General features: G+C 65.9%; 20 protein-coding genes. 14 read left to right on the top strand and 6 right to left on the bottom strand.

From position 1 onward, the window contains the following. Positions 1 to 67 precede the first annotated feature (67 nt). A complete protein-coding gene (locus DBR10_RS02800; RefSeq protein ID WP_108505776.1) occupies positions 68 to 1,567 on the bottom strand; it encodes a GumC family protein in 1,500 nt (499 codons plus the stop codon). Between the two features lie 84 nt (positions 1,568 to 1,651). On the opposite strand from DBR10_RS02800, the gene DBR10_RS02795 reads away from it, so the two are divergent. Beyond that, positions 1,652 to 2,392: a polysaccharide biosynthesis/export family protein gene (locus tag DBR10_RS02795; RefSeq protein WP_108505777.1), complete on the top strand. Its 741-nt coding sequence runs from the start codon at positions 1,652 to 1,654 to the stop codon at positions 2,390 to 2,392. Between the two features lie 45 nt (positions 2,393 to 2,437). Here DBR10_RS02795 and DBR10_RS02790 read toward each other — a convergent pair whose 3' ends face one another. Next, positions 2,438 to 2,713, bottom strand: a complete 276-nt coding sequence (locus tag DBR10_RS02790) for a hypothetical protein (RefSeq protein WP_108505778.1) — start codon at positions 2,711 to 2,713, stop codon at positions 2,438 to 2,440. A gap of 550 nt (positions 2,714 to 3,263) precedes the next feature. Between DBR10_RS02790 and DBR10_RS02785 the strand changes: the two genes are divergently transcribed. Then, a complete protein-coding gene (locus DBR10_RS02785) occupies positions 3,264 to 3,755 on the top strand; it encodes an RcnB family protein (protein ID WP_108505779.1) in 492 nt (163 codons plus the stop codon). A 54-nt stretch (positions 3,756 to 3,809) separates the two neighbouring features. Here DBR10_RS02785 and gatB read toward each other — a convergent pair whose 3' ends face one another. The 3 genes from gatB to gatC are packed head-to-tail and all read right to left on the bottom strand — an operon-like array spanning position 3,810 to position 7,068. Continuing rightward, entirely contained in the window at positions 3,810 to 5,303 is a 1,494-nt protein-coding gene (gene gatB, locus DBR10_RS02780; RefSeq protein ID WP_108505780.1) for an Asp-tRNA(Asn)/Glu-tRNA(Gln) amidotransferase subunit GatB, read from the bottom strand. Positions 5,304 to 5,308: 5 nt separating this feature from the next. Next, positions 5,309 to 6,781 carry an Asp-tRNA(Asn)/Glu-tRNA(Gln) amidotransferase subunit GatA gene (gene gatA, locus DBR10_RS02775; RefSeq protein WP_108505781.1) on the bottom strand — a complete coding sequence of 491 codons (1,473 nt, stop codon included), beginning with the start codon at positions 6,779 to 6,781 and terminating at the stop codon, positions 5,309 to 5,311. Then, positions 6,781 to 7,068: an Asp-tRNA(Asn)/Glu-tRNA(Gln) amidotransferase subunit GatC gene (gatC, locus tag DBR10_RS02770; protein WP_108505782.1), complete on the bottom strand. Its 288-nt coding sequence runs from the start codon at positions 7,066 to 7,068 to the stop codon at positions 6,781 to 6,783. Before gatC ends, gatA begins: the two co-directional genes overlap by 1 nt. Positions 7,069 to 7,149: 81 nt before the next feature. Here gatC and ruvX point away from each other — a divergent pair, with 81 nt between their 5' ends. The 11 genes from ruvX to DBR10_RS02715 all read left to right on the top strand — a co-directional run bounded on the left by ruvX (position 7,150) and on the right by DBR10_RS02715 (position 16,309). Continuing rightward, a complete protein-coding gene (gene ruvX, locus DBR10_RS02765; protein WP_108505783.1) occupies positions 7,150 to 7,641 on the top strand; it encodes a Holliday junction resolvase RuvX in 492 nt (163 codons plus the stop codon). A 124-nt stretch (positions 7,642 to 7,765) separates the two neighbouring features. After that, positions 7,766 to 8,764, top strand: coding sequence for an aspartate carbamoyltransferase catalytic subunit (locus DBR10_RS02760; RefSeq protein WP_108556128.1), 999 nt, complete (start codon positions 7,766 to 7,768; stop codon positions 8,762 to 8,764). Between the two features lie 184 nt (positions 8,765 to 8,948). After that, positions 8,949 to 10,250, top strand: a complete 1,302-nt coding sequence (pyrC, locus tag DBR10_RS02755; RefSeq protein ID WP_108504269.1) for a dihydroorotase — start codon at positions 8,949 to 8,951, stop codon at positions 10,248 to 10,250. Positions 10,251 to 10,255: 5 nt separating this feature from the next. Beyond that, the gene (locus DBR10_RS18840; RefSeq protein ID WP_146187817.1) at positions 10,256 to 11,479 is read left to right on the top strand and encodes a hypothetical protein; all 1,224 of its coding nucleotides are present in this window, start codon (positions 10,256 to 10,258) and stop codon (positions 11,477 to 11,479) included. Between the two features lie 196 nt (positions 11,480 to 11,675). Continuing rightward, entirely contained in the window at positions 11,676 to 11,930 is a 255-nt protein-coding gene (locus DBR10_RS02745; protein WP_108505874.1) for a type II toxin-antitoxin system ParD family antitoxin, read from the top strand. Next, positions 11,920 to 12,201 (top strand): type II toxin-antitoxin system RelE/ParE family toxin, encoded by a 282-nt coding sequence (locus DBR10_RS02740; RefSeq protein ID WP_108505870.1) that lies wholly within the window; start codon positions 11,920 to 11,922, stop codon positions 12,199 to 12,201. The genes DBR10_RS02745 and DBR10_RS02740 overlap by 11 nt, the downstream gene beginning before the upstream one ends. 80 nt (positions 12,202 to 12,281) lie before the next feature. After that, complete coding sequence (locus DBR10_RS02735) at positions 12,282 to 12,533, top strand: YgaP family membrane protein (protein WP_335582543.1); 252 nt, start codon at positions 12,282 to 12,284, stop codon at positions 12,531 to 12,533. Between the two features lie 15 nt (positions 12,534 to 12,548). Beyond that, positions 12,549 to 13,067 (top strand): RNA polymerase sigma factor, encoded by a 519-nt coding sequence (locus DBR10_RS02730; RefSeq protein ID WP_108505872.1) that lies wholly within the window; start codon positions 12,549 to 12,551, stop codon positions 13,065 to 13,067. A 186-nt stretch (positions 13,068 to 13,253) separates the two neighbouring features. Then, entirely contained in the window at positions 13,254 to 13,901 is a 648-nt protein-coding gene (gene plsY, locus DBR10_RS02725) for a glycerol-3-phosphate 1-O-acyltransferase PlsY (protein ID WP_108556126.1), read from the top strand. Further along, positions 13,898 to 14,995 (top strand): DNA-processing protein DprA, encoded by a 1,098-nt coding sequence (gene dprA, locus DBR10_RS02720; protein WP_108556125.1) that lies wholly within the window; start codon positions 13,898 to 13,900, stop codon positions 14,993 to 14,995. The genes plsY and dprA overlap by 4 nt, the downstream gene beginning before the upstream one ends. Positions 14,996 to 15,112: 117 nt before the next feature. Next, a complete protein-coding gene (locus DBR10_RS02715) occupies positions 15,113 to 16,309 on the top strand; it encodes a methyltransferase domain-containing protein (RefSeq protein WP_108556124.1) in 1,197 nt (398 codons plus the stop codon). Positions 16,310 to 16,315: 6 nt separating this feature from the next. Here DBR10_RS02715 and DBR10_RS02710 read toward each other — a convergent pair whose 3' ends face one another. After that, complete coding sequence (locus DBR10_RS02710; protein WP_108505360.1) at positions 16,316 to 16,486, bottom strand: hypothetical protein; 171 nt, start codon at positions 16,484 to 16,486, stop codon at positions 16,316 to 16,318. Between the two features lie 186 nt (positions 16,487 to 16,672). Here DBR10_RS02710 and topA point away from each other — a divergent pair, with 186 nt between their 5' ends. Continuing rightward, positions 16,673 to 19,372 (top strand): type I DNA topoisomerase, encoded by a 2,700-nt coding sequence (gene topA, locus DBR10_RS02705; RefSeq protein ID WP_108505359.1) that lies wholly within the window; start codon positions 16,673 to 16,675, stop codon positions 19,370 to 19,372. Positions 19,373 to 19,484: the final 112 nt, after the last annotated feature.

Here is a 19,484-nt window from a genome sequence, read left to right as displayed (position 1 = left end):
ATCGCCGCGCGTTCTGAACCGACAGGCTATCGTTATTCGCCCGAGGCGCGAAAGGTGACCAAAGCGCTCACCGCTTGATGCCGGCCGTTGCCAGCACCGGAAGGTTCAGGGTGCGGGCGGCCGAGGCCGGGGTCTGGAGGCCCGGACGCAGGAACATCCGGACGAGGCCCGCACAGGCGGCCGTAAAAGCCGCAAACAACAGGGTGAGCGCCAGGATGGGCTTCTTCAGGCTCTTGCCCTCGGAGGGAGCCACGGCCCGCTGAACGATGCGGATGTTGTCGCTGCCCTCGGAGGACATGCGGCGCTTGGCCTGATCCTGCTGTTCCTTGACGGTATAGTCCCGGACATTGGTCGACAGGACGTCCCGGTCGCGGGTCAGCTGGTTGAACTGTGGTTCCAGCTCGGCCAGGCGCAGCAGTCGCTGGTTCACGTCCATGACCTGCTGGCCATAGGCGCTGAGCGACTCGCGCAGGGCTGCCACCTCGGCCCGCAGATCGTTGCGCGAGGTCTGCAGGGTCTGCCAGATCGGGTTGGGACCACTGCGACGGGCCCCTTCAGCGACGGTTCGCCCCGACGCGACGCCCTGCTCCAGCTGGGCGATCTGGGCCTCGATGTCACGAACCGGTTGGGCGTCGGGACGATAGCGCGACAGCAGCCCCTCCCGCTCAAGCCGCATCTGGGCCAGACGGGACGACGCCGTCGTGTCGGTATCGCGATAGAGGACCGTCTCGGCGGGCGTCCGGGCCAGTTCGGCCTCGACGGCGGCCAGCCGGCCGAGACGGTCCTGAAGCTGGGCATCGACGGCATATTTCTGCTGCTCGGCCTGCGACTGCAGCTGGGTCAGGGTCGACTTCTGGGCCGCGAAGTCACCGATGTCGTTCGACGACAGAAAGGCCTGATAGCTGGTGTCGGTTTCGGCGAGCTTTTGCTCAAACAGCGCGCGCTGCCGCTCGACGACCCGGTCGTCGCCGTCGATCAGCAGGCTGCGCCGGTAGACCAGATACTCCTCCAGCAGGGTGTTCAGGAGCTTCTCGGCCACATCGGGGTCTTCGTGCTGGTAGGCGAGGCGGATGATCGAGTTATCCGGGGCGGTCTCGATCTTCAGATTGCGGGCGATCGCGTCCCGCCCCTTGGCAATCAGCCGCCGCTTCTCGTCCGGCGTCGCCGTTTGGTACTTGGCGGCCAGGGCCGGAAAGATCTTCTGGAACCCGACCTTGCGGATCACCCGCTCACGCAGCTCGCCACTGCCGAGGATCTCGGCTTCCGACTGGATCACCTGATCACCGTCCGGAACGGCCCCGCGCCCGGCATCTCCGGCCAGAGGCTCATAGACATATTCCTGGCCCAGTCGGACAAACAGGCTGGACTGGGCCGTGTAGGACTTCTTGAGCGTCACCGAAAACGCCACACCCAGGGCCAGGATCACGAGGAACACCACCAGCATCAGGTAGCGTTCGCGCCAGAGCAGGGTCACGAAATCGGTCGGCGCATAGTGCGGCCGCGTCGCCCAGTCGCGGCGCGACGGCGGATCATGCGGCACACTGGTCCAGGCGCTCGACGTCGACATGCGAATCCGAAGGGTTAATTCTCAGCTCCAAACTGGCCATGCGGCCTTAAGGCTTCGTTACCCATTCCTGTTAAGACTTGGTCCATGCACAGGCGCACGCACATCCCGACGGCCCTCGCCCTCACGCTCCTCGCCACAGGCCTGAGCGCCTGTGGCCATGTGGACCAGGAGCCGCTGACCCCGGCTCCGCGCCCGACCGCGCAGTTTCCCAATATCGGCTATGCCGACTGGTCCGAGGCTGAGCCGGCCTACCGGTTCTATCCGGGAGATGAAGTGGAAGTGACGGTGCCATCCGCCACCGAGCTCAGCAAAACCGTGGTGGTTCAGCCTGATGGACGCATCGCCCTGCCCCTGATCGCGCCGGTTATGGCGGCCGACCGGACCATTGGCGAACTTCAGGGCACGATCAGCCAGGCCTATGCCGGGCAGTTGCTGCGCCCGCAGGTGCAGATTTCGGTCAAGGCCGTCGCACCGCTCAAGGTCTTTGTCGGCGGCGAGGTCGGCAATCCGGGCGTCTATGACATGGCCGGTGACGGCGATGCCCTGCGGGCCATCATCCAGGCCGGCGGCTTCAAGAGCACGTCACGGCGCAACCAGGTCATCATCATCCGGCGAGGCCCCGACGGTCGCGCCATGATGCGTACGGCGGATCTGCTCAGGGGCCTGACCCGTCCGGGCGAAGCGGACCTGGTGCCGCTACGCCGGTTCGACGTCGTCTATGTTCCGCGCAGCGGCGTGGCCGAGGGCGGTCTCTTCATGCAGCAGTATTTCCGTGACCTGCTGCCGGTCAGCTTCAGCTACGCGATCAACGGCTTCGGTGGCTAGGCCGTCCGTCCTGCCTTGCGGAGGCGCTGAACCCGGAGACCGGGTTCAGCCGTGAGCCAGCCACTCGCGCGCGGCGCGCTGGGCTTCGGCGACGTCTTCGCTGGCCATCTCCTGCGAGATTTCCTTGCGATACAGCTTGGCTTCGACCGAGCCGCGCATGGCGGCGAGATTGAACAGCATGTGGGCCGAGACATAGTCCAGCGGCGCGCCGCCCTGGCCAGTCGAATAAAGCAGGCCCATGCGGAACAGTTCGTCGCCCGAAGACTCGGCCGAGGGCAGCGGCAGGGCATGGGCGGCGGGGGGTTCGATGCTCATCATCATGGCTTCATCTCCGTTTCAGGCCCCTCCAGCGTTCTGCCGGATCCCGGGTCTGAATGAAGAAAAGTCCATCGCCACTGAACATATAGTTAAGCTGAGAGACATCATGAATTCTTAAGACAATAAATATCGCATTTACCACGGTTACTGCCGATAAACTTCCATCTACAAGCCCTTAAAACAGAATATAGAAGAAAGAACTACAGCACTTTTACAGAGTTTTTGCAGCCTTCGATCCAACGCAGAACCAATTAAACACTTCAATTGCGCGCTGATGATCGGAACCCTTATCCCGCCGGGGCCAGACTTAGATGGCCATCCATTCTGGCCTTTGAACTATCGCTGCGGCAAAGACATCCGGCAGCCAAGGTTACCGCAATCAAAAGTCCCGCTTCGCCTGCGGGAACCTGCGATCCCGCGACAAGAAAATCCGCAGATTGCGAACCTGACCGCGTCATTCAGACGCGGTTCAGGCGGGAAAATCGACCCTGTCTCCCGAGGGGCAAGGCTCGAGGCGGGTTCAGATCCGCCAATGGGCGATGGAGACGAGACTATGAAACGTCTTTTTCTGACCCTGGCGGCCGCCGCAACCCTGGCCGGGCCGATGGCCAGCATGGCCACGGCGGCGTCTGCGCAGGACCGGGGACACTGGGATCGCCATCAGGATCGTTGGGACCGGCGCGAGGATCGCCGCGACAGCCGTCATGATGGAGACCGCTGGGACCGCCGTGAAGACCGATGGGATGCCCGCCGGCGATGGGATGGTGGCCGTCACAACGGTTACTATGTCAGGGACCGATTCTACTACGGCGCGCCCCCCATCCACGCCTACGGGTATCGGGACTATCGCCCGGGCTATGAAGCCTGGCGACGCGGAGCCTACCTGCCCTCCTACTATCGCGACTACGAGTACGTCGTGCGGGACTACGGCTACTACCGGCTCAGGCCCCCGCCCCGCGGCTATCACTGGTACCGGACCGGAAATGACTATGTGCTGGCGGCCGTCGCGACGGGCCTGATCTTCGACGTAATTTCCGGCCGCTGACCGGCCGGCGCTGCGCCCTGGCTCTGGATGAATCCAGAGCCAGGGCGGACGAAGCTAAAGGCCCAGCTTGGACTTCAGCAGGTCATTGACCGTGGCAGGATTGGCCTTGCCGCCGGTTTCCTTCATCACCTGGCCGACGAACCAGCCGATGGCCTGGGGCTTTTCCTTCACCGCCGCCGCCTTGTCCGGATTGGCCGCGATGAGCTTGTCGATGGCCGCCTCGATGGCTCCGGTGTCGTTGATCTGGACGAGGCCGCGCTTCTCTACGATCTCGGCAGGACGGCCCTCGCCGGCCCACATGTGCTCGAAGACCTCCTTGGCGATCTTGGAGGAGATCGTGCCGTTCTCGATCAGCTCGACCAGCTGGGCGATATCCGACGACGGCAGCGGCGAGTTGGCAATCTCGTGGCCGCCCGAGGACAGCTTCGAGAGCAGCTCGTTGGTCACCCAGTTGGAGACCAGCTTGGCGTCACGTCCCTTGGCCGCCGCTTCGAAATAGTCGGCCCGGTCGCTTTCAATGATCAACACGCCGGCGTCATAGGCCGAGAGACCGTACTGGCTCTGCAGGCGCGTCTTCTTGGCGTCCGGCAGTTCCGGCAGGGTCGCTTCCAGATCCTTGACCCACTCGGGGTCGAGGATCAGCGGCAGCAGGTCGGGATCGGGGAAGTAGCGGTAGTCATGCGCCTCTTCCTTGGACCGCATCGAGCGGGTTTCCAGCTTGGTCGGGTCGAACAGGCGGGTTTCCTGATCGACCTTGCCGCCGTCTTCCAGGATCTCGATCTGGCGTCGGGCCTCGTATTCGATGGCCTGCTGGATGTAGCGATAGCTGTTGACGTTCTTGATCTCGCAGCGCGTGCCCAGATGGCTGAAGCTGCCGGTCTCGCGGAACTTCTCGTAGTCGCCAGGACGGCAGACCGAGACGTTGACGTCGGCCCGCAGGTTGCCCTTCTCCATGTCACCGTCACAGGTGCCCAGATAGACGAGGATGGTCCGCAGCTTTTTCACATAGGCGGCGGCCTCTTCCGAGGTGCGCATGTCCGGCTTGGAGACGATCTCCATCAGGGCCGTGCCCGCACGGTTCAGGTCGACATAGGTCGCGTTCGGATCCTGGTCGTGCAGCGACTTGCCGGCATCCTGTTCCAGGTGCAGGCGCTCGATGCGCACGTCGAAGGTCGTACCGTCATCGCGCTCGACGGTGACGACGCCCTCGCCAACGATCGGCTGATCGAACTGGCTGATCTGATAGCCCTGCGGCAGGTCGGGATAGAAGTAGTTCTTGCGGTCAAAGCGGCTCTTCAGATTGATCTGGGCCTTGAGGCCGAGACCCGTCTTCACCGCCTGCTCGACGCAGAAGCCGTTCAGCACCGGCAGCATGCCGGGCATGGCCGCATCGACCAGGCTGACCTGCTCATTGGGGCCCGCGCCGAAGCCGACGGCCGCGCCGGAGAACAGCTTGGACTTGCTGGCGACCTGGGCGTGCACTTCGAGGCCCAGAACGATTTCCCAGGGGCCGGTCCGGCCCTGAATGGTCTTGGAATGATCGGTCATCGCGCTCACCACCACTTTCCGGCCTTGGCCGTAAAGCCGGCCGCCTTCTCCAGCGCCCCGGCCACCGAGAACACCGTCCCCTCGTCCAGCGGCTTGCCGATGATCTGCAGACCCAGCGGCAGGCCGCTGGCGTCGAGACCGGCCGGCAGGGACAGGCCCGGCAGGCCCGCCAGGTTGGTCGTCACCGTGAAGACGTCATTGAGGTACATGGCGATGGGGTCGTTGCTGTTCTCGCCCAGACCGAACGCCGCCGACGGCGCGGTCGGGGTCAGGATGGCGTCGCAGCGCTCCCAGGCCTTGTCGAAGTCCTCGGCGATGCGGCGACGCACCTTCAGGGCCTTCAGGTAGTAGGCGTCGTAATAGCCGGCCGACAGCACATAGGTGCCGATCAGGATGCGGCGCTTGACCTCGTCACCGAAGCCCGAAGCGCGGGTGTTCTCATAGATCTCGGTGAGGTTGGCCCCGTCCTCGCGCAGGCCGTAGCGCATGCCGTCATAGCGGGCCAGGTTCGAGGAGGCCTCGGCCGGAGCCACGATATAGTAGGCCGGCAGGGCGTACTTGGTATGCGGCAGGCTGATCTCGACGATCTCGCAACCGGCGTCCTTCAGCCAGGCAATGCCGTCGGCCCACAGCTTTTCGATCTCGGCCGGCATGCCGTCGACGCGGTATTCGGCCGGAACGCCGATCCGCAGGCCCTTGACCGACTTGCCGACGAACTGGGTGAAGTCAGGCACCGGCACATCGAGGCTGGTCGAGTCCTTGGGATCATGGCCGCACATTGAGGTCAGCAGCAGGGCCGCGTCCTCGACGGTCTTGGCGATCGGTCCGGCCTGGTCCAGCGAGCTGGCGAAGGCGACGACGCCCCAGCGCGAGCAGCGGCCATAGGTCGGCTTGATGCCGACGGTGCCGGTGAAGGCGGCCGGCTGGCGGATCGAGCCGCCGGTGTCGGTTGCGGTGGCTCCAAGGCACAGGTCGGCGGCCACGGCCGCAGCCGAACCGCCCGAGCTGCCGCCTGGGGTCAGGGCCTTGTTGCTGCCGCTGGCACGCCAGGGATTGGTCACCGGGCCGAAATAGGAGGTCTCGTTCGACGAGCCCATGGCGAACTGGTCAAGGTTCAGCTTGCCCAGCATCACCGCGCCGTCACGCCAAAGCTGGCTGGTGACGGTGGATTCGTATTCCGGAACGAAGCCTTCGAGGATCTTCGAGCAGGCCGTGGTCTGCACGCCCTTGGTGCAGAACAGGTCCTTGATGCCCAGCGGCGCGCCGTCCAGCGGACCGGCCGCGCCCAGGGCCCGGCGCGCGTCCGAGGCGGCGGCCATGGCCAGGGCCTGGTCCGGCGTCTCGACGATGAAGGCGTTCAGAATCCGCGCAGCCTCGATGGCCTCGATATGGGCCGTGGTCAGCTCGACCGAGGTGAATTCGCCCTTCTCGAGACCGTCAACGGCGGCCTTCAGGGTCAGGGAGGTCAGGGCACTCATTATTCGACCACCTTGGGCACGACGAAGAAGCCGCCCGTCGACTTCGGGGCATTGGAGGTGACGACCGAGGCGTCGCCACCCATGGTCACGACGTCCTCGCGCAGCGGCGCGCCGGTCCCGACCACGCTGGTCAGCGGCTCGACGCCGTCGGTGTCGACCTCGGCCAGCTGCTCGATCCAGGTCATGATGCCGTTCAGTTCCTGGGCCAGGGGCTCCAGTCGATCTTCGGGCGTGGCGATCCGCGCGAGCCGCGCGACCTTCCGCACTGTGGCGGCGTCAATGGCCATGGGGGCCTCCTGAAATCCAAGCGCGTGGGTTAGCCGTGCGAGGGGCGCTTTGACAAGTCGTTCCCCGTGTTAAGAGAGACAATGCCTGTTCTCGACATTGAAGCCTTCGCCGCCGCCATTCCGGATTACAAGCCCATCGTTGGTCTCGACCCGGGCGAAAAGACCATCGGGGTGGCCGTCTCGGACGTGACCCTGACGGTCGCCAGCCCGCTGGCCCTGATCAGGAAGGCCAAGTTCAGCGAGGATGCGGCGACGCTGTTCAAGCTGATGGACGGCCGCAAGGCCGCCGGCCTCGTCATCGGCCTGCCGATGAATATGGACGGCACCGAGGGCGTCCGCTGCCAGTCCAACCGCGCCCTGGGCCGCAACCTGCTGCGCCTGAATCCCGACCTGCTGGTCACGTTCTGGGACGAGCGTCTGTCGACGGCGGCCGTGACCCGCGTGCTGATCGAGGAACATGACGTCAACCGCAAGCGCCGGGGCGAGGTCGTCGACAAGATGGCCGCCGGCTGGATCCTGCAGGGCGCGCTGGAACGCATGCGGGGGATACGGGAAGCGGCGGGGAAGGTTTAATCGTCTCATCTTCCCCCCAACGGGGGGAGGACGACCGGCGAGAGCCGGTCAGGAGGGGGCCTACGGCGTCGGCCGACTATCCCCACCTTCCCTCGCCCGGCAAAGCCGCCTATGACACCGTTTCATGACGGCCAAGCCCCATGATCCCGCCCGCGTCGCCCTCGACGCGATCCGCAAACGCGCCTTTGCGTTTCCCAGACGCCATTTCCTGTCCGCCGGCGACCTGAACGCGCCCCAGGCCGCCGACCTGCTGGACCTGGCCGAGGCGTTCGTCGCCTTCAACCGCCAGACCACCAAGTCGCTGGACCTGCTCAAGGGCCGGACGCTGATGAACCTGTTCTTCGAGAACAGCACCCGCACCCAGTCCAGCTTCGAGATCGCCGGCAAACGCCTCGGTGCCGACGTGGTCAATATGAGCCCGCGCACATCGTCGATCACCAAGGGCGAGACCCTGATCGACACCGCCGTGACCCTGAACGCCATGCGGCCCGACCTGCTGGTCGTGCGGCACGCCTCCTCGGGTGCGGCCTCCCTGCTCAGCCAGAAGGTCAGCGGCAGCGTCATCAATGCCGGAGACGGCCAGCACGAGCACCCGACGCAGGCCGTGCTGGACGCGCTGTCGATCCGCCGCGCCTTCGGCCGGGTCTCGGGTCTGACCGTGGCCATCTGCGGCGACGTGCTGCACAGCCGCGTGGCCCGCTCGAACGTTTCCCTCCTGCACACCCTGGGGGCCAGCGTGCGTCTGGTCGGACCGCCCACCCTGATGCCGGCCCAGGCCGAGCGCTGGGGCGTGACCGTGCATCACGACATGAAGTCGGGCCTGGCCGGGGCCGATGTGGTGATGATGCTGCGCCTGCAGCTGGAGCGGATGCAGGGCGGCTTCGTGCCCTCGACCCGCGAATATTTCCGCTTCTATGGCCTGGACCGTGAAAAGCTGGCCCGCGCGGCGCCGGGAGCCCGGGTCATGCACCCCGGCCCGATGAACCGGGGGGTCGAGATCGACAGCGACGTGGCCGACGATCCGGCCGTCAGCCTGATCCAGGACCAGGTCGAGATGGGCGTAGCCGCCCGGATGGCGGTGCTCACCAGCCTCGCCGCACGGCTGGAGGAGACGGGGCTATGACTCTGAATTCTTTAATCTATTCCGCTCTCCCCGGCGAAGGCCGGGGTCCAGATCCATTCAGAGCGTCTGGGGATGACGCGCCTTCGGGATTTGCCAGATCGCTCTGTGCACGTGGGTTCGATCTGGACCCCGGCCTTCGCCGGGGAGAGCGGGGATTTTTTGTGGCGTCTTTGGAATTTCACGCATGAACGCCCCCCAGCCCCTGGCCTTCACCAATGCCCGCCTGGTCGATCCCGAGAGCGGCTATGACGGTCCCGGCGGGGTCATCGTCTCCGAGGGTGTCATCGCCGACGTCGCCAAGGGCCGCGAGTTCGGCAAGCTGGGCAAGGGTGTCCGGGTCATCGACTGCGGCGGGGCCCTGCTGGCCCCGGGCCTGATCGACCTGCGGGTCAAGACCGGCGAACCCGGGGCCGAGACCAAGGAAACCCTGGCCAGCGCCGCCCGCGCCGCCGCCGCCGGGGGCGTGACCAGCATTGTCGTCCAGCCCGACACCGATCCGGCCGTCGATGATCCCAGCGTGGTCGACTTCATCCTGCGCCGGGCCCGCGACATCGACAGCGCCCGCATCCTCTGCGCCGGGGCCGCGACCAAGGGCCTGAAGGGCGAGCAGATGGCCGAGATCGGCCTGATGCGCGAGGCCGGCTGCGTCTACATCACCGACGCTGACCGCCCGATCGTCGACTCCAAGGTCTTCCAGCGCCTGCTGACCTACGCCAAGGGCTTTGACACCCTGCTGGCCCACCGGCCGATGGACGCCTGGCTGGCGCGCGGCGGGGCCGCCACCGGCGGCGAGTTCGCCGGCCGCATGGGCCTGCCGTCGATCTCGCCGATGGCCGAGCGGATCATGCTGGAGCGCGACATCGCCCTGCTGGAGGCCACCGGCGGCCGCCTGCTGGTCGACCAGATCACCAGCGCCGGCGCGCTGGAGACCCTGGCACGCGGCAAGGCCAAAGGCCTGCGCCTGCACGCCTCGGTCTCGATCAATCACCTGTCGTTCAACGAACTGGACATCGGCGACTACCGCACCTTCGCCAAGCTCTCCCCGCCCCTGCGCGGCGAGGACGACCGTCAGGCCCTGATCGAGGCCCTGGCCACCGGTCTGATCGACATCGTCGTCTCGGCCCACGCTCCGGCCCCGGCCGAGGACAAGCGTCTGCCGTTCGACGAAGCGGCCCCCGGGGCCATCGGCCTGGAAACCCTGCTGCCGGCCCTGCTGAACCTCTATCACGACGAGCGCCTGCCGCTGGTCGACCTGATCCGCACCGTCACCCTGGCTCCCGCCGAACTGCTGGGCCTGCGCGGCGGCCGCATCGCCCCCGGAGCTCCGGCCGACCTGGTGCTCTGCGACATCGACGCACCAATCATCGTCGATGCGGCGAAACTGCTGTCCAAGTCCAAGAACTCGCCGTTCGACGGGCGCCGGCTGCAGGGTCAGGTGCTGATGACGCTGGTGGACGGGCGGGTGGTGCATCGGGCGGAGGGTTAGAGCCTATGCGTCGATCCGATACGAAAGGGTCACGAGCGGTTGGTTGGGCGCTTGGTGCCATCACATTGCTGGCGATGTGTTCGGGTTGTAGCAAGGTGCCAGATCCGGACGATTTCTGGAAGCCAACGGCCACTTCCGCTCTCGCGGATCTATCGACGGAAGAGCGAGAAGATTTTGGACGGCTCACCGGCAGAAAAGCCTCGCCGTCTGCGGACGAACTTGTCACTGGCCGTGGAATATTTATGTGGGATGGTAAAAAATATCACCTCCTCAATAGCCCGACCCAAAATCTATCGATCAAATTCAAGACTAAATATTTGTTCGAAAATACATTCTCTCTCGTTGGGCGCAGCTTGTCATTAGGAATGAATGGCGAGAAGGTGGCGTTTCCAAATGGGAAAGCACTGATTATTGTCGGATCAAAGAGAAAAAATTCGATCTCGCTCAAAGGAGAAAATTTCCTTTCTGCAGAATTTCAAGATGACGGAGCCTTGCTATTCGTCACGCAAAAAAGAGGGGAAACCGAAACTTTCGTTTATCTGGATAAGAAAAAAGTTTCCGAATTCAAAACAAAAGATATGCCTAGTATTTTGTTTTCGTGCAGATCTCCCAATAAATCTCATGCCATTACGATAATTCAGCGAACGGATACGTCGGGTACGGCCTATCGCATCTCGCGATCTGGCAACATCGATGTCCAGTCCATAGGCCCCAGGGTCACTTCAGATTGCGAAGGCAATCAAGTTGTTTCCGGCGCCACGCCTCGCCTGTTGTCCTGGTATGGCGACAATGAAGAGCAAATCCACGAAGCGGGTGGAGTAAGCGCAAACGACATGGGTGAGGGTCGTTTATTGAGGGCCGAAGACCCCGATACAGGACGCGTCCTGTATCGCAATACTGACACTCGTAGTGACCGAGGACCGTTCGTCCCGATGGTTTGGGAAGTTAAGAACGCGAGACTAGAGCCCCGCTTCTTCTACCACGCCGGGATCGGCACGCTAAACGGCGGCGCACACATCGAACCATTCAGCAGGTCCTCCTATGTGGTCATCGCGGCCGATAGTGTGCTGTCAATTACGAACGACAAGGTTTGCCTGTTGTCTAATGAAGGCCTGGGGATTGGCGGATTCTATACCCGCCGTGGAAGCTTTCTGGCTGTGTACAACCCCTTCACCCGGATCGTCGCTGTAGTCGAGATGCGCACTTGCGGCGCTGAACAGGCTGCCTAGGCCCACATTTTTCCCGTAATTGCCGCAACCGATACGCTTGGCGGCATAGTGGGCACGCACGGAATAAGACTGGTTCGCCCCTTCTCCCCTTGCGGGAGAAGGTGTCGCCCTTCGGCGACGGATGAGGGGTAGAGCGTTCGCTGGCAAGGATTGACAATCTTTGCCAAAAATCGCCCACTGCCCACAGAGGTGCATGATGGCGACCATGAACGTATCCCTGCCCGACGCCATGAAGGACTGGGTGGAAGGCCGCGCCGAGACCGGGCGCTACAGCAATGCCAGCGACTATGTGCGCGACCTGATCCGGCGCGACCAGGAACGCGCCGAGAAGATCGCCGCGATGCAACGCCTGATCGACGAAGCCGAAGAGAGCGGCGTCAGTTCAAGTTCAATGGACGACATCCTCGCGGCCGCGCGCCGCAGGCGGCGGGCCAGCGCGGATGGCCTATAGGCTGAGCCGGAAGGCTGAAGCGGATATCATCGATCTTTACCTGATCGGCGCGGACGCTTTCGGAGAGGCGCAGGCCGAGCGTTACCATGCAGGGCTGGAGCAGGCCTTCGCGTTTCTGTCCGACTTCCCGCGCGCCGCACCTGAACGCGAGGGATTGGGCCGCTCATCGCGCGTCCATCCGTACAAGAGCCACATCATCATCTACCGCCTCGACGGGGCGGACATCCTCATCCAGCGCGTGCGTCATGCGCATGAGGATTGGATGTCCTAGAACGCGGGTTCCTGCCGCTGCGGCCAAAAAAGTTTTCAGCCGGGCGAACCGTTTTCCCTAGGGCGCGCCTCCTACCCAGTATGTCCCGACTTCCCGGGGCAGATCTGAGGTTTGCGCTTATGAAGTTCATGCAGAATGTCCCCACGTGGGAACGGGTTTTGCGCCTGGTCTTGGGGCTGTCGTTGGTGGCTGGAAGCCTGACCGGCCTGAAGCCCGGCCTCCTGGCCTATGGCCTTGAGCTGACAGGAGCCATATTGGCTTTGACCAGCTTCATCGGCTTCTGCCCGATGTGTGCCATGGCCGGGCGCAAGCCCCTGGCCAAGGCCAGATAGGGAAGAGCCGGGATCATGACAGGATCGCCTTACGACCCCGCCCTGAGCGCCGCCGTTGCCGGGGACGCAACGGCGATCCTGGCCCTGATGAGCGCAGCCCAGCCGGATATCCGCCGCTACGCCCATAGGGCCTGCCGTACCAGTTCCGACGCCGAGGACGCCGTTCAGGAGGTCCTCTGGATGGTCTACCGGCACGTCGGTGGCCTGCGAAACCTCGGAGCCTTTTCGGGCTGGCTGTTCAGGATCGTCGCCCGGACCTGCCTGAAGCTGGCAAAGACCGTCCTTCGCTATGAACCCTTTCCGGACAATGATGTTGACCTGGATCTGTCGCACCGACCGGACGCCGAGTTGAGGCTGGATCTGGCCAAGGCGATTCAGTCGCTGCCGCAGCACTACCGCGACGTCCTGCTGCTGAGGGATGCCCAGGAGATGACGATCGCCGAGATCGCACACCTGCTGCAACTGACGCGCGAAAGCGTAAAGGCCCGCCTGCATCGCGCCCGCGGTCTGGTGCGGGAGTATCTCGCCGGTTAGCCCCCCGGGCCCGCAGAGGCGCACACGCCTCGCCCCTGACCGAGCCGGGGATCCCCTTGCCGGCCGGCTGGGGTGTAGCGGTTTGCCTGAGATTTTGCCCCCGCCCTGAGTCTGCTGTTACACGTACAGCAACCAAACCTTTGCGCAGCGGTTGAAATCGCGCGCAACTCGCCTTAGGGTCGAACCGTGCAAGATCTCGCTCAAGCCGTCTATCTCACGCTCGCGATCACCGTCATCGGCGGTTATCTGCTGGGCTCGATCCCGTTCGGCCTGATCGCCACGCGGCTGGGCGGGGCGGGTGACATCCGCCAGATCGGCTCGGGCAATATCGGCGCGACCAATGTGCTGCGCTCGGGCCGCAAGGACCTGGCGGCCATCACCCTGATCGGCGACGCCGGCAAGGGCGTGGCGGCGGTGCTGCTGGCCCGCTGGCTGACCCACGACAGCGCCGCGATCGTGGCCCTGGCCGGCGGGGCGGCCTTCCTGGGCCACCTGTTCCCGGTCTGGCTGAAGTTCAAGGGCGGCAAGGGTGTGGCCACCTTCTATGGCGTGCTGCTCTCGGCCTGCTGGCCGGTGGGCGTGCTGGCCGCCCTCACCTGGATCGCCATGGCGGCAATCTTCCGGATCAGCTCGCTGGCCGCCCTGACCGCCGCCGTGCTGGCCGCGCCGTTTGCCCTGGCCACCGACCAGCCCTTCCCGATGCTGGCGCTGGCCCTGTTCATGGCCGTGCTGATCTTCATCCGCCACCGCGAGAACATCGCCCGCCTGCTGAAGGGCGAGGAGCCGAAGATCGGCAAGAAGAAGACGGCGGAGCCCCCGCCTCCGGCGGCATGATCCGGGGCCGCCTCTCGGATGTTCAGCGCCTGGCCTGGCTGAGGCTGGCGCGCACCGAGACGGTCGGCCCTGTCGCTTTCGACCACCTGCTGGCGCGCTACGGCACGCCGGAGCGGGCCCTGTCGGCCCTCCCCGACCTGTCGCGGCGGGGCGGGAGAGCCACGCCGCTGGACCTGCCACCGCGCGAGGCCATCGAGCAGGAGCTGGAGAGCGGAGTCCGGATGGGCGCTCGGCTGCTGTGTCGCTGCGAACCCGACTTCCCCGCCCGCCTCGCGGCCCTGGATCCGCCCCCACCCGTGCTGTGGGCCCTGGGCCGCACCGAGCTCTTGGCCCGGTCCAGCGTCGCCATCGTCGGAGCCCGGATCGCCTCGGCCGGCGGCCAGCGCTTTGCCCGCCAGCTGGCCGCCGAGCTGGGCGAGGCCGGCCATGTCATCGTCTCGGGCCTGGCGCGCGGCGTCGATGGCGCGGCGCATGAGGGTAGCTTGCGCACCGGCACCGTGGCCGTGCTGGGCGGCGGGGTCGGCGACATCTATCCGCCCGAGCATGCCTCCCTGCACGCCCGCATCGCGGCCGAGGGCTGCGTCGTCAGCGAAAGCGCCCCGGACCGCCGGGCCCAGGCCAGGGACTTTCCCCGCCGCAACCGCATCATCTCGGGCCTGTCCCTGGGCGTGGTGGTGGTCGAGGCCGAGCTGAAGTCCGGCTCGCTGATCACCGCCCGGCTGGCCGCTGAGCAGGGCCGCGACGTCTTTGCCGTCCCTGGCTCGCCGCTCGACCCCCGCGCCCGGGGGCCCAATGACCTGATCCGCCAGGGGGCCATTCTCTGCGAGGGGGCCGAGGACGTTCTGCGCAACCTCTCCGGCCAGCCCCAGCTGCGCGAGCGCGAGCGACCCTATGGGACCGAGCCCGAGACTGACCACGACCTCGATGCCCTGCGCGAGCGGCTGGCCGCCCTGCTGTCGCCGACGCCCATCTCGCGCGATGAACTGGTCCGCGCCACCGGCGCTCCAACTTCAGCGGTGATGGCAGCCCTCGTTGAGCTGAGCCTCGCCGGGCGGGCCGAGCTGCTGCCGGGTGGCCTGGTGGCCGGGCTCTGAGCCCGCGCACGGCAATCTGGCGAAACCTGGCGGAAATTTCCTGTAACCGACTCAGTCCGGCGACCGTATCTCTCGTATCGGGTCCCCGGCGCGGACCATCGGAAGCGGGGGCCTAAAGTGAACCACACCAGCACGGCATCCCTGTTCGACACCGCCGTCCAGGCCAGCGGCGAGGGTCGCCATGAGGAGGCCGAGGCCGGCTTTCGCGCCGTCCTGGCGCAGGACCCAGCCCACGGCGAGGCGCTGTTCGGCCTGGGCCTCTCCCTGATGGCCACGCGCCGCTTCACCGAAGCCGTCGTGCCCCTGCGTCAGGCGGTGCAGTCGCCGCAGGCCGAGGCCGTCTGGGGCTCATGCCTGGCCCAGGCGCTGTACATGACCGCCGACTTCGCCGGCAGCGTCGCTGCCTTCGATGCCGCCGAGCGGCTGGAGCCCCTGCCCGTCAATGCCGCCCTGACCCGGGCCCAGGCCGCCGCCTTTGCCGGCATGGAGACCGGCCCCGTCGAGGCCGCCCTGGACCTCTATGGCCAGTTGGCCGGACCCCAGGCCGGGGATGCCGTCCAGCTGGCCCGCGAGGCCTTTGCGGTGTTCACCGCCTTTGAACGGCTGGACGCCGCCCGCGCCGTCGGGGCCTGGCTGGAACGGCAGGCCCCGCCCGACGTGATCCAGGCCTATGAGGCCCGGGTGCTGGACGATCCTTCGGTGACCCGCGCCCCGGCCGACTATGTCGAGGCCCTGTTCGACGACTTCGCCGAGCGCTTCGACCACCAGCTGGTCGAGATGCTGGACTATCGGGCTCCGGCCGAGCTGGCCGGCATGCTGGAGCGGTATCAGACCCGCTTTGAGCGCGTCCTCGACCTCGGCTGCGGCACGGGCCTGTCGGCCGAGCCCCTGGCCCGCTTCGGCGGGACCCTGACCGGGGTCGACCTGTCACGGGCCATGCTGGAGCGGGCCGCGGCCCGGGGCGGCTATGCCGAACTGGTCCAGGCCGACGCCCTGGCCTTTCTGGCCGGTCGGCCCGCCGCCTTCGACCTGGTGTTTGCCGCTGACGTACTGATCTATTTCGGTGATCTGGCCGCGCTGTTTGAGACGGTAGCGGCGGCCCTGACCGAGGGCGGCTACTTCGTCTTCAGCACCGAACTGGCCGAAGACGGCTGGCAGGTCCTGCCATCCGGCCGCTTTGCCCATGCAAGAGCCTATGTCGAGGCGGTGGCCGGGCCCAGGTTCGAGGTTCTGGAGATGGTCCCGACGGCCCTGCGGCGCGAAGGCCATAGCACGCTGGCGGGCGGGCTTTACGTGCTGCGACGCAAGGCCTGAGGGGCGCTAGACTGAAAGATCGACCAGCAGGCCGGTACCCTGGGCCGGGGCGGCGCGGATCGCCTGACGCAGCTGGTCGGCGATCTGGGCGCGCTCGTCGTTCGACGTCACCGGCCGCACGGGCCGGATCGGCGAGACGTACGCTTCCGTCGCGATCCTGTTGACAGTCAGATCCAAGGCGGTTTCCACGCGGGTGTGGCGGTTATAGCGTCTGATAGTGTGCCAGCAGGCCTTAACGAGGGCCTACCAAATCGATCAAACGGTGCCGTCGTTCACGGCCCGCGTTGACATTGCCCCCGTCCCGCCCCCACTTTCCGGCGCTCGCCTCCAGGGCGACCCCTTTCCCCAGGTCCAAGAGTCGTAATGAACGTCGTCGTCGTCGAGAGCCCGGCCAAGGCCAAGACCATCAACAAGTATCTCGGGTCCGACTACACGGTTCTCGCCTCGTACGGTCACATCCGCGACCTGCCCTCGAAGGACGGCTCGGTGGAGCCCGACAACGATTTTGCGATGAGCTGGGAGGTCGACGCCAAGTCGTCCAAGCGCATTGCCGACATCGTCGACGCGATGAAGGGGGCCGACCGCCTGATCCTGGCCACCGACCCCGACCGCGAAGGGGAAGCCATCAGCTGGCACGTGCTGGAGGTCCTGAACAAGAAGAAGGCGGTCAAGGGGATGACCGTCCAGCGGGTCACCTTCAACGCCATCACCAAGGCCTCGGTGCTCGAGGCCATGGCCAATCCGCGCGACATCGACATGGAGCTGGTCGAGGCCTATCTGGCCCGCCGCGCCCTCGACTATCTGGTCGGCTTCACCCTCTCGCCGGTGCTGTGGCGCAAGCTGCCCGGCAGCCGCTCGGCCGGCCGCGTGCAGTCAGTCTGCCTGCGGCTGATCGTCGAGCGCGAGATGGAGATCGAGCGCTTCAAGACCCAGGAATACTGGAGTGTCGCGGCCGATGTCTCGGCCGGGGCCGATCCGTTCACCGCCCGCCTCGTCAAGCACGAGGGCAAGAAGCTCACCAAGTTCGACCTGAACAATGAGGGCTCGGCCCTGGCCGCCAGGGCGGCGGTCGAAAAGAGCGTCTTCAAGATTTCCGGCGTTGAGAAGAAGCCCGGCAAGCGCTCGCCTGCCCCGCCCTTCACGACCTCGACCCTGCAGCAGGAAGCCTCGCGCAAGCTGGGCTTCTCGGCCCAGCGCACCATGCAGGCCGCCCAGAAGCTGTATGAGGGCATCGACATCGGCGGCGAGACCGTCGGCCTGATCACCTATATGCGAACCGACGGCGTGTCGGTGGGCCCCGAAGGCATCGCCGAGGCCCGCGACGTCATCGGCAACGTCTATGGCAAGGACTACGTCCCCGAGACGCCGCGCTACTACAAGGTCAAGGCCAAGAACGCCCAGGAGGCCCACGAAGCCATCCGACCGACCAGCCTGCGCCGCAATCCGGGCTCCCTGCGCCTGGAGCCGGATCTGGGCCGCCTGTACGAACTGATCTGGAAGCGGATGATCGCCTCCCAGATGGAAAGCGCCCGTATCGAGCGCACCACGGTCGACATCGAAAGCCATGACGGCCAGACCGGCCTGCGCGCCACCGGCCAGGTGGTGCTCTTCCCCGGCTATCTGACGGTCTATGAAGAAGGCCGCGACGATGACGGCGATGAGGACAGCGCCCGTCTGCCGCTGATCGAGGACGGTGCCGCCGCCAAGGTCATCGAGGCCCGCGCCGACCAGCACTTCACCGAGCCGCCCCCGCGCTATTCGGAAGCCAGCCTGGTCAAGAAGATGGAAGAGCTGGGGATCGGCCGTCCGTCGACCTATGCCTCGGTCCTGACCGTGCTGCGCGACCGCGAATATGTGAAGATGGAGAAGAACCGCTTCGTCCCCGAGGACAAGGGCCGGCTGGTCACGGCCTTCCTGGAGCAGTTCTTCCGCCGCTATGTCGAATACGACTTCACCGCCAGCCTCGAAGAGCAGCTGGACCTGGTGTCGGACGGCAAGCTGGACTGGAAGCAGTTCCTGCGCGACTTCTGGAAGGACTTCGCCGCCGCCGTCGGCGAGATCGCCGAACTGCGCGTCACCAATGTACTGGATGCCCTGAACGACGCGCTGGGCCCGCACATCTTCCCCGACAAGGGCGACGGCTCCAATCCGCGGGTCTGCCCCACCTGCGGCACCGGCCAGCTGTCACTGAAGGTCGGCAAGTTCGGGGCCTTCATCGGCTGCTCCAACTATCCCGAGTGCCGCTTCACCCGCCAGCTGGCCACCTCTTCGGACGGTGAAGGCGAGGCCGAGGCCGCCGACAAGGAGCTGGGGATCAATCCCGAGACCGGTCGCGCCGTCTGGCTGAAGATCGGCCGCTTCGGACCCTATGTTGAAGAGCCGGCCGCTGCCGACAGTGGCGACAAGCCCAAGCGCTCCAGCCTGCCCAAGGGCTGGACACCGGCCAGCCTCGATCTGGAAAAGGCCCTGCGCCTGCTGTCCCTGCCTCGCGAGGTCGGGCTGCATCCGGATGACGGCAAGAAGATCACCGCCGGCCTCGGCCGGTTCGGGCCCTTCGTGCTGCACGAAGGCACCTATGCCAATCTCGAGAACCCCGAGGACGTGTTCGACATCGGCCTGAACCGCGCCGTCGCGGTGCTGGCCGACAAGCGGGCCGGCGGCGGGCGTCCGCAGCGCGGCCAGGCGGCCGCCCTGGCCGAGCTGGGCAATCACCCCGAGGACGGCAAGCCGGTCAAGGTGCTGTCGGGCCGCTTTGGGCCCTACATCAAGCACGGCGACACCAATGCCAATGTGCCCAAGGGCGCAGATCCGGCGGCCATGACCCTCGAAGAGGCCGTGGTGCTGCTGGCAGAACGGGTGGCCAAGGGCGGCGGCAAGAAGCCGGCGAAAAAGGCCGCCGCCAGGAAGGCTCCGGCCAAGGCAGCGACCAAGGCCCCGGCCAAGGCCAAGGCCGCCGACGGCGAGGCCCCGGCCAAAAAGGTCGCGGCCAAGAAGCCGGCCGCCAAAAAGCCTGCAGCCAAGAAGGCCGCTCCGAAAAAGGCCCCGGCCAAGGCCGAGGGCTGAGACTACCCAAGCCGGCGATCCAGGATTAGATTGGACCCATGACGACGCTTGAACGGCCCCTGCCCCTGCCCGTCGTGGTCGCCGGTCTGATCCTGATCAGCGTCAGCGGCTT

Source organism: Caulobacter sp. HMWF025, from assembly GCF_003060965.1.
GTDB lineage: Bacteria > Pseudomonadota > Alphaproteobacteria > Caulobacterales > Caulobacteraceae > Caulobacter.
The sequence above is the reverse complement of the archived record's forward strand: the minus strand, read 5'-3'. Positions and strand labels throughout refer to the sequence as shown.

What these genes read in the sequence shown, in the direction of transcription:
- DBR10_RS02800 (WP_108505776.1), bottom strand. Translation starts at nt 1,567, where the DNA reads ATGTCGACGTCGAGCGCCTGGACCAGTGTGCCGCATGATCCGCCGTCG.
- DBR10_RS02795 (WP_108505777.1), top strand. Translation starts at nt 1,652, where the DNA reads ATGCACAGGCGCACGCACATCCCGACGGCCCTCGCCCTCACGCTCCTC.
- DBR10_RS02790 (WP_108505778.1), bottom strand. Translation starts at nt 2,713, where the DNA reads ATGATGATGAGCATCGAACCCCCCGCCGCCCATGCCCTGCCGCTGCCC.
- DBR10_RS02785 (WP_108505779.1), top strand. Translation starts at nt 3,264, where the DNA reads ATGAAACGTCTTTTTCTGACCCTGGCGGCCGCCGCAACCCTGGCCGGG.
- gatB (WP_108505780.1), bottom strand. Translation starts at nt 5,303, where the DNA reads ATGACCGATCATTCCAAGACCATTCAGGGCCGGACCGGCCCCTGGGAA.
- gatA (WP_108505781.1), bottom strand. Translation starts at nt 6,781, where the DNA reads ATGAGTGCCCTGACCTCCCTGACCCTGAAGGCCGCCGTTGACGGTCTC.
- gatC (WP_108505782.1), bottom strand. Translation starts at nt 7,068, where the DNA reads ATGGCCATTGACGCCGCCACAGTGCGGAAGGTCGCGCGGCTCGCGCGG.
- ruvX (WP_108505783.1), top strand. Translation starts at nt 7,150, where the DNA reads ATGCCTGTTCTCGACATTGAAGCCTTCGCCGCCGCCATTCCGGATTAC.
- DBR10_RS02760 (WP_108556128.1), top strand. Translation starts at nt 7,766, where the DNA reads ATGACGGCCAAGCCCCATGATCCCGCCCGCGTCGCCCTCGACGCGATC.
- pyrC (WP_108504269.1), top strand. Translation starts at nt 8,949, where the DNA reads ATGAACGCCCCCCAGCCCCTGGCCTTCACCAATGCCCGCCTGGTCGAT.
- DBR10_RS18840 (WP_146187817.1), top strand. Translation starts at nt 10,256, where the DNA reads ATGCGTCGATCCGATACGAAAGGGTCACGAGCGGTTGGTTGGGCGCTT.
- DBR10_RS02745 (WP_108505874.1), top strand. Translation starts at nt 11,676, where the DNA reads ATGGCGACCATGAACGTATCCCTGCCCGACGCCATGAAGGACTGGGTG.
- DBR10_RS02740 (WP_108505870.1), top strand. Translation starts at nt 11,920, where the DNA reads ATGGCCTATAGGCTGAGCCGGAAGGCTGAAGCGGATATCATCGATCTT.
- DBR10_RS02735 (WP_335582543.1), top strand. Translation starts at nt 12,282, where the DNA reads ATGTCCCGACTTCCCGGGGCAGATCTGAGGTTTGCGCTTATGAAGTTC.
- DBR10_RS02730 (WP_108505872.1), top strand. Translation starts at nt 12,549, where the DNA reads ATGACAGGATCGCCTTACGACCCCGCCCTGAGCGCCGCCGTTGCCGGG.
- dprA (WP_108556125.1), top strand. Translation starts at nt 13,898, where the DNA reads ATGATCCGGGGCCGCCTCTCGGATGTTCAGCGCCTGGCCTGGCTGAGG.
- topA (WP_108505359.1), top strand. Translation starts at nt 16,673, where the DNA reads ATGAACGTCGTCGTCGTCGAGAGCCCGGCCAAGGCCAAGACCATCAAC.